The sequence below is a fragment of the Streptomyces blattellae genome (genome assembly GCF_009709555.1).
Taxonomy (GTDB): Bacteria; Actinomycetota; Actinomycetes; order Streptomycetales; family Streptomycetaceae; genus Streptomyces; species Streptomyces blattellae.
The window spans coordinates 25,647-33,356 of the sequence record NZ_WJBG01000214.1 but is presented as its reverse complement, the minus strand read 5'-3'; the positions used below and the strand labels follow the sequence as shown (position 1 = coordinate 33,356).

Below are 7,710 nucleotides of genomic sequence, written 5' to 3'. Positions count from 1 at the left end.
GGGCGTACGGGGCGACGGTCCGGGTCGTGCGGGCGTACGGGGCGACGGTCCGGGTCGTGCGGGGTCTGGCGTGCCTCATGCTTCAGGCCCGGCCGTGGGGATGTGCTTCGTGAACTCGTCGTGACCGGGCCAGGACAGCACGATCTCGTCGTCCCCGATGCGGGCCCTGGCCAGGACAGGGGTCATGTCACGGTCGGGGGCGGCGGCGAGCGCCGCGGCGGCCGTGGCGTACGGGGACAGCTGACGCAGGGTCGCGATGGTGGGCGGCATCATCAGCAGCTCGCCCTTGTCGTACGCCGCGGCGGCATCGGCCGGTGCCGTCCACACCGTGCGGTCGGCCTCCGTGGAGACGTTCCGGGTGCGCTGGCCCTCGGGCAGGGCGGCCACGAAGAACCAGGTGTCGTAGCGGCGGGGTTCGAACTCCGGGGTGATCCAGCGGGTCCAGGCGCCCAGCAGGTCCGAGCGGAGGACCAGGCCACGGCGCTCCAGGAACTGGGCGAAGGACAGGTCCCGCGCGACCAGGGCGGCCCGGTCCGCCTCCCAGTCGTCGCCGGTGGTGTCGCCGACGACCGAGTCGGGGGTGGGGCCGGCGAGAAGGACGCCTGCCTCCTCGTAGGTCTCCCGTACCGCCGCGCAGACGATCGCCTGGGCCGCCGTCGTCTCGTCGACGCCGAGTCTGGCCGCCCACCACGCGCGCGTGGGGCCCGCCCAGCGGATGTGGTGGTCGTCGTCGCGGGGGTCGACGCCGCCGCCCGGATACGCGTACGCGCCTCCGGCGAAGGCCATGGAGGCGCGTCTGCGCAGCATGTGGACGACGGGGCCGCTGCCGGTGTCCTTCAGGAGCATGACGGTGGCCGCGCGCCTCGGGGTGACCGGGGTGAGGGTCCCGTCCGCGAGGGCGCGGATGAGGACCGGCCACTCCTGCGGATACCACTGCCCGTTTGCCATGGGCGGAGGGTATCCCGGGGCGGGCTGATGTTCGAGACGCACCCCGGGGCCGTTACGGCACCAGCTCCACCTGGACCTCGACCTCCACGGGCGCGTCGAGCGGCAGTACCGCCACGCCCACCGCGCTGCGCGCGTGTACGCCCTTGTCGCCGAGGACCTCGCCCAGGAGTTCGCTCGCGCCGTTGAGGACGCCCGGCTGCCCGGTGAAGTCGGCGGCCGAGGCGACGAAGCCGACGACCTTCACCACGCGCGCGATGCGGTCCAGGTCACCCGCGACGGACTTGACCGCGGCGAGGGCGTTCAGCGCACAGGTGCGGGCGAGGGCCTTGGCCTCCTCGGGCGTGACCTCGGCGCCCACCTTGCCGGTGACCGGAAGCTTGCCGTCCACCATCGGGAGCTGCCCGGCGGTGTAGACGTACACACCGCTCCGCACGGCCGGCTGGTACGCGGCGAGCGGCGGGACGACCTCCGGCAGGGTCAGCCCGAGCTCGGCCAGCTTCGTCTCGACGGCGCTCACTGCTTCTCCCGCTTCAGGTAGGCCACCAACTGCTCGGGGTTGTTCGGCCCGGGCACGACCTGGACGAGCTCCCAGCCGTCCTCGCCCCAGGTGTCCAGAATCTGCTTCGTGGCGTGGACGAGCAGTGGCACGGTTGCGTATTCCCACTTGGTCATGGGGCCGACTGTATCCGCTGCCGCACGCGGCCTCGCGCACACGTTGTCCACAGCCTCCCGCGTACGTTGTCCACAGCCTCCCGCGTACTCCGGGGGCCGTTTGGTTAGGCTCGAATACGTGAGCAGGCTCCAGGTCGTCAGCGGCAAGGGCGGAACCGGTAAGACCACGGTGGCCGCCGCACTCGCGCTGGCCCTGGCCACCGAGGGGAAGCGCACGCTTCTCGTCGAGGTCGAGGGTCGGCAGGGCATCGCACAGCTCTTCGAGACGGAGGCGCTGCCTTACGAGGAGCGCAAGATCGCCGTCGCTCCCGGGGGCGGGGAGGTGTACGCACTCGCCATCGACCCCGAACTGGCCCTGCTGGACTACCTCCAGATGTTCTACAAGCTGGGCGGTGCGGGCCGGGCCCTGAAGAAGCTCGGCGCCATCGACTTCGCCACCACCATCGCGCCGGGCCTGAGGGACGTACTCCTGACCGGCAAGGCGTGCGAGGCCGTGCGCAGGAAGGACAAGTCGGGAGGATTCGTGTACGACTACGTCGTCATGGACGCCCCGCCCACCGGGCGCATCGCCCGCTTCCTGAACGTCAACGACGAGGTGGCCGGGCTGGCGAAGATCGGCCCGATACACAATCAGGCGCAGGCTGTGATGCGGGTGCTGAAGTCCAAGGAGACGGCCGTCCACCTGGTGACGCTGCTTGAGGAGATGCCCGTGCAGGAGACCGTGGACGGGATCTCCGAGCTGCGGGCGGCGCGGCTGCCGGTGGGGCGGATCATGGTGAACATGGTGCGGCCCGAGCTGCTGGACGCGGCCGATCTGGATCTCGTACGAGCCGTGCCGCGGACCTCGGTCGCCAGGTCGCTGTCGGCCGCCGGACTCGGCGGCGCGCGGCGCGGCGGGAACGCCGAGAAGCTGGTCGATCCGCTGCTGGAGCAGGCCGAGGAGTACGCCGAGCGGTACACCCTGGAGCACGAACAGCGGGACGTTTTGAGCGAGCTGGGCCTGCCGCGGCACGAACTGCCGCTGCTCGCCGAGGGCATGGACCTGGCGGGCCTGTACGAACTCGCCACCGAGTTGCGGGAACAGGGGATGTCATGAGTCCGGAGCACTCGGCCCACACGCACGACACCGCCCGCCACCACCTCTCCCCCACGCGCATGCTCGACGTCGATGCGCTGCTCGACGATCCGAAGACGCGCATCGTGGTGTGCTGCGGCTCGGGCGGGGTCGGCAAGACGACCACGGCGGCGGCGCTGGGGCTGCGTGCCGCCGAGCGCGGCCGGAAGGTGGTCGTCCTCACCATCGACCCGGCCCGCCGGCTCGCCCAGTCCATGGGCATCGACTCCCTGGACAACGTCCCGCGCCGGGTCAAGGGCGTGGAGGATCACTCAGGGGCATCGCGCAGCGATTCAATTGAGAGTGGTGGGCGACGGGCGGGCGGCGAATTGCACGCCATGATGCTCGACATGAAGCGCACCTTCGACGAGATCGTCGAGGCGCACGCGGACCCCGAGCGGGCGGCGGCCATCCTGAGCAACCCCTTCTACCAGTCGCTCTCGGCGGGCTTCGCGGGCACGCAGGAGTACATGGCGATGGAGAAGCTGGGGCAGCTGCGTGCGAAGGACGAATGGGACCTGATCGTCGTCGACACGCCCCCGTCCCGTTCCGCGCTGGACTTCCTGGACGCGCCCAAGCGCCTGGGGTCGTTCCTGGACGGCAAGCTGATCCGGGTTCTCCTCGCCCCCGCGAAGGTCGGCGGGCGGGCGGGGATGAAGTTCCTGAACGTCGGGATGTCGATGATGACCGGCGCGCTGGGCAAGCTGCTGGGCGGTCAGCTGCTGAAGGACGTACAGACCTTCGTGGCGGCGATGGACTCGATGTTCGGCGGCTTCCGTACCCGCGCGGACGCGACGTACAAGCTGCTGCAGGCGCCCGGGACGGCGTTCCTGGTGGTCGCGGCGCCGGAGCGGGACGCGCTGCGGGAGGCCGCGTACTTCGTGGAGCGGCTGGCCGCCGAGGACATGCCGCTGGCGGGCCTGGTACTCAACCGGGTCCACGGCAGCGGCGCCGCCCGGCTGTCGGCCGAGCGGGCGCTCGCCGCCGCGGAGAACCTTGATCTCGCGGGCGAACCCGCGGGGGAAGGCGCGAACGAACCTGCAGGGGCAACCGCGAGCGAACCGGCGGGGGCGACCGTGGTCGATTCCACGGGGGCGACCGTCGTCGATCCCACGGGGGCGACCGTCGTCGATTCCACGGGGGCGACCGTCGTCGATCCCACGGGGGCGACCGTCGTCGATCCCACGGGGGCGACCGTCGTCGATCCCAGCGGGGATCCCGTGAACGACCCCGGCCGGGACCCCGTGGACGGTGCCGCTGCGGAAAATCTTGAAGAGCCCCGCATTGTCGATCAGGAGGGTGGGAAAGCTGGACTTCGTAACTCTCCCGACCCGTACGGCAGTTCAGAATCTCCCGCTTCCGCGACATCTCCCGCTTCCAGGACACCAGCGCCGGCCGAAGGCTCCCCCGCCGACCCGGACCCGGAACGCTCCGTCGACCAGCTCACCGCAGGCCTGTTGAGGCTGCACGCCGAGCGTATGCAGCTGCTCTCCCGCGAGCAGCGCACGCGCGATCGCTTCACCGCGCTCCACCCAGAGGTGGCGATGGCCGAAGTGGCCGCGCTGCCCGGCGACGTACACGACCTCGCGGGGCTGCGGGACATCGGGAACCGGCTCGCGGCCAACCGGCCGGAGCTGCCGAGCAGTGACTGAGGGAAATCCCTGAAGGGGGAAACCCTGAAGAGAAAACCCCTGAAGAGGAAACCCCTGGAGGGGCAGCCTCAGCTCACCGCCGCGTAGTTCTCGTACACCTCGTCGTCATCGAGGGGCAGGATGCCGGCCCCCCGCTCGTACTCCGTCCGCGCGGTCTCCAGCAGCCGGCGCCAGGAGGTCACGGTGGGGCGCCTGCGCAGCAGTGCGCGGCGTTCCCGCTCCGTCATGCCTCCCCACACGCCGAACTCGACGCGGTTGTCCAGCGCGTCGGCCAGGCACTCGGTCCGCACCGGACATCCGGTGCACACCGCCTTGGCCCTGTTCTGCGCTGCTCCTTGAACGAACAGTTCATCCGGATCGGTAGTGCGGCAGGCCGCCTGCGCACTCCAGTCGGTTACCCAGCCCATACCGGCGCCGTCCTCTCCCGAATCGAGGCTCCCCCACGGCGGCAGCGGCATATTCACCGCCGCCAGTTGAGGACGTTACGGAAGGTGGGCACAGCGCAACACCCCCAGCGGGCCCAATCTTGAATGGCCCGAACGGACTATGGGTAAGCGGCAGATCACCCGGGGGAGTGAGGTGACGACATGCGTGATCATCCCGGCAAACCGGGACAGTTCTTCAGGGTCACAACGGACGCCGAGTGACACACAAGGCGGATTCGGGCACGCGCCCCACAAAAAAGTTGGGCTACTTCCAGAACGATTCGGGGTCGCCGGACGTATTGATACGTGACCTCACTGCTGTGACAGTTGAGAGCAGCTTAGGCCAAGGCCTGTCGGCGTGTCCGGCGAATGAGAAGGTAGGCGGTCGGCGTTGCCATGCCGTGATGCGGGCGAGCCCTGGACACCTGCGTGAACCCCTGTATGTGACGGGTTCGAACCTCTCGGGACGCACCGCTCCCTCGGATCGGACTCAGGTACGGATTAGGCTGCCCCCATGCCAAAGAAGCGCTCGGGTGGTGGGCTGTCGCCCATTCAGCAGGCCGCCAAGTTCCTCGGTGTCAGTGTGCTCGCGGGAGCCGTGATGGCCGGCATCGCGCTGCCCGCCTTCGGCGCGCTGGGGCTGGCGGCCAGAGGGTCGGTCGAGGCGTTCGACGACATCCCGGCCAACCTGAGGACCCCGCCGCTGAGCCAGCGCACCACGATCCTCGACGCCAACGGCGACCAGATCGCCTCCGTGTACTCACGTAACCGCACGGTGGTCAACCTCAAGGACATCTCGCCGTACATGCAGAAGGCGATCGTCGCGATCGAGGACGCCCGCTTCTACGAGCACGGCGCGGTCGACCTCAGAGGCGTCCTGCGCGCGCTGAACCGGAACGCCCAGAGCGGCGGCATCGCCGAGGGCGCGTCCACGCTCACCCAGCAGTACGTGAAGAACGTGTTCGTGGAGGAGGCCGGCGACGATCCGGAGAAGGTCGCGGAGGCCACCCAGCAGACCCTCGGCCGCAAGATCGAGGAGCTGGCGTACGCGATCCAGGTCGAGGAGGAGCTCGGCAAGAAGAAGATCCTTGAGAACTACCTGAACATCACGTTCTTCGGCCAGCAGGCCTACGGTGTGGAGGCGGCCGCCCAGCGCTACTTCTCCAAGCCCGCCAAGGACCTCAACCTCCAGCAGTCGGCCCTCCTCGCCGGCATCGTCCAGTCCCCCAGCCGGTACGACCCGGTCAACGACGAGGCCGAGGCCACCAAGCGGCGCAACACCGTACTGCAGCGCATGGCCGATGTCGGCGACGTCTCCCAGGCGGAGGCCGACAAGGCCATGGCGACGCCGCTGGACCTGAAGGTCAGCCAGCCCAAGGAGGGCTGCATCACCGCGGTCCAGGGGGCCAGCTTCTTCTGCGACTACGTCGAGAACGTCTTCCTCAGCGATCCGGTCTTCGGCAAGACCAAGGAGGCCCGGGCGAAGGTCTGGAACCGGGGCGGCCTGACGATCCGTACGACCCTCGACCCGCAGGCCCAGGAGTCGGTGCAGCAGTCCCTCAAGGACCACGTCAACCAGGACGACAGGGTCGCCGCGGCGTCCACCCTGGTCGAGCCGGGCACCGGCAAGATCCTCGCGATGGGCCAGTCGAAGCCGTACGGCTACGGCAAGAACGAGACCGAGTACAACTACTCGGTCGACGCGGCCTACGGCGGCTCCAACTTCGGTTTCCCGACGGGTTCGACGTTCAAGCCGTTCGTGGCGGCGGCCGCGCTGGAGGAGGGGCGGCCGGTGACGCAGGAGTATTCGTCGCCGTACGAGATGGAGTATCCGAGCCCGGTCCAGACGTGTGACAGCACGCCATGGGTCAACCAGGACGGCGACACCGTCGAGAACGAGGACGAGTCCGAGGTCGGCCCGTACCGCCTGCAGGAGGCGATGGAGAAGTCGGTCAACACCTACTTCGTCCAGATGGTCTCCGACATCGGCCTGTGCCCGGTGATGGAGATGACCGACGCGCTGCACGTGGTGCAGGGCGACGGCACCAAGCTGCCGGAGCGGCCCGCCGTCGCCCTCGGTTCCGTGGGCCTGTCCCCGCTGACGATGGCGAACGCGTACGCCACCTTCGCCTCCCGGGGCATGTACTGCACGCCGGTCGCCATCGAGTCGATCACCCAGAAGGTCGGCAACCAGCAGAAGTCGCTGGAGGTTCCGAAGTCGACGTGCTCGCGGGCGATGAGCGAGAAGACCGCGGACTCGGTGAACACCCTGCTGCAGGGTGTGGTCGACTCCGGTACCGGTCAGGAGGCAGGTCTCACGGACCGCGCCAACGCCGGCAAGACGGGTACGACGGACGAGCGCAAGAACGCCTGGTTCGTCGGCTACACGCCGAACCTGTCGGGCGCTGTCTGGGTCGGCAGCGCCAGCCAGCAGGTCAAGATGGTGGACATCAACATCGGCGGCGTCTACCACGACAAGGTCTACGGCGGCTCGGTGCCGGGCCCCATCTGGCGCGACGCGATGACCGGCGCGCTGGCGGACAAGGACGCGCCCGACTTCAACCTCGTCGACATCCCGGACGAGGACAGCGACCGCGGCGACGGGAACGGAAACGGGAACGGAAACGACGACGGTGACAACGGCGACGACAACGGCGGCTTCATCGGCGGCCTGATCAGCGGCGGCACCGACGACAGCGGCGGCACGAACGGCGGCACCGAACCGGCGCCGTCCGTCTCCGTCCCGGAGAACTTCTTCGAGGGGCAGGACGGCGGGAACAACGGGAACGGCAACGGGGGCAACTGGCCCTGACGGTTCCGGTACGACGTGATGGGGGCGCCCCTTTTCGAAGGGGCGCCCCCATTGTCGTAATGCCGCGGGTGTTCCCCGTAGGTAGCG

At 69.3% G+C, this 7,710-nt stretch carries 7 protein-coding genes; 3 read left to right on the top strand and 4 right to left on the bottom strand.

Annotation, left to right across the window (positions count from 1 at the left end):
- Window positions 1–75 precede the first annotated feature (75 nt).
- Genes GFH49_RS29665 through sp36 form a run of 3 tightly spaced genes read right to left on the bottom strand, consistent with a single transcriptional unit; the run spans window position 76 to window position 1,620 of the window.
- The gene (locus tag GFH49_RS29665; protein WP_155059134.1) at window positions 76–948 is read right to left on the bottom strand and encodes an NUDIX hydrolase; all 873 of its coding nucleotides are present in this window, start codon (window positions 946–948) and stop codon (window positions 76–78) included.
- 52 nt (window positions 949–1,000) lie between these two features.
- Window positions 1,001–1,465 carry a RidA family protein gene (locus GFH49_RS29660; protein WP_155059133.1) on the bottom strand — a complete coding sequence of 155 codons (465 nt, stop codon included), beginning with the start codon at window positions 1,463–1,465 and terminating at the stop codon, window positions 1,001–1,003.
- A complete protein-coding gene (sp36, locus tag GFH49_RS29655) occupies window positions 1,462–1,620 on the bottom strand; it encodes a Sp36 family protein (RefSeq protein ID WP_003991873.1) in 159 nt (52 codons plus the stop codon). Before sp36 ends, GFH49_RS29660 begins: the two co-directional genes overlap by 4 nt.
- Before the next feature lie 118 nt (window positions 1,621–1,738).
- Between sp36 and bagA the strand changes: the two genes are divergently transcribed.
- Together bagA and bagB are read left to right on the top strand one after the other, a co-directional pair.
- Entirely contained in the window at window positions 1,739–2,716 is a 978-nt protein-coding gene (bagA, locus tag GFH49_RS29650) for an ATPase BagA (protein ID WP_155059132.1), read from the top strand.
- Window positions 2,713–4,386 (top strand): ATPase BagB, encoded by a 1,674-nt coding sequence (gene bagB / locus GFH49_RS29645; protein WP_155059131.1) that lies wholly within the window; start codon window positions 2,713–2,715, stop codon window positions 4,384–4,386. The genes bagA and bagB overlap by 4 nt, the downstream gene beginning before the upstream one ends.
- Window positions 4,387–4,454: 68 nt before the next feature.
- Here bagB and wblA read toward each other — a convergent pair whose 3' ends face one another.
- The gene (gene wblA / locus GFH49_RS29640) at window positions 4,455–4,793 is read right to left on the bottom strand and encodes a transcriptional regulator WblA (protein WP_067033339.1); all 339 of its coding nucleotides are present in this window, start codon (window positions 4,791–4,793) and stop codon (window positions 4,455–4,457) included.
- A 532-nt stretch (window positions 4,794–5,325) separates the two neighbouring features.
- Here wblA and GFH49_RS29630 point away from each other — a divergent pair.
- Window positions 5,326–7,623 carry a transglycosylase domain-containing protein gene (locus GFH49_RS29630; RefSeq protein ID WP_155059130.1) on the top strand — a complete coding sequence of 766 codons (2,298 nt, stop codon included), beginning with the start codon at window positions 5,326–5,328 and terminating at the stop codon, window positions 7,621–7,623.
- Window positions 7,624–7,710: the final 87 nt, after the last annotated feature.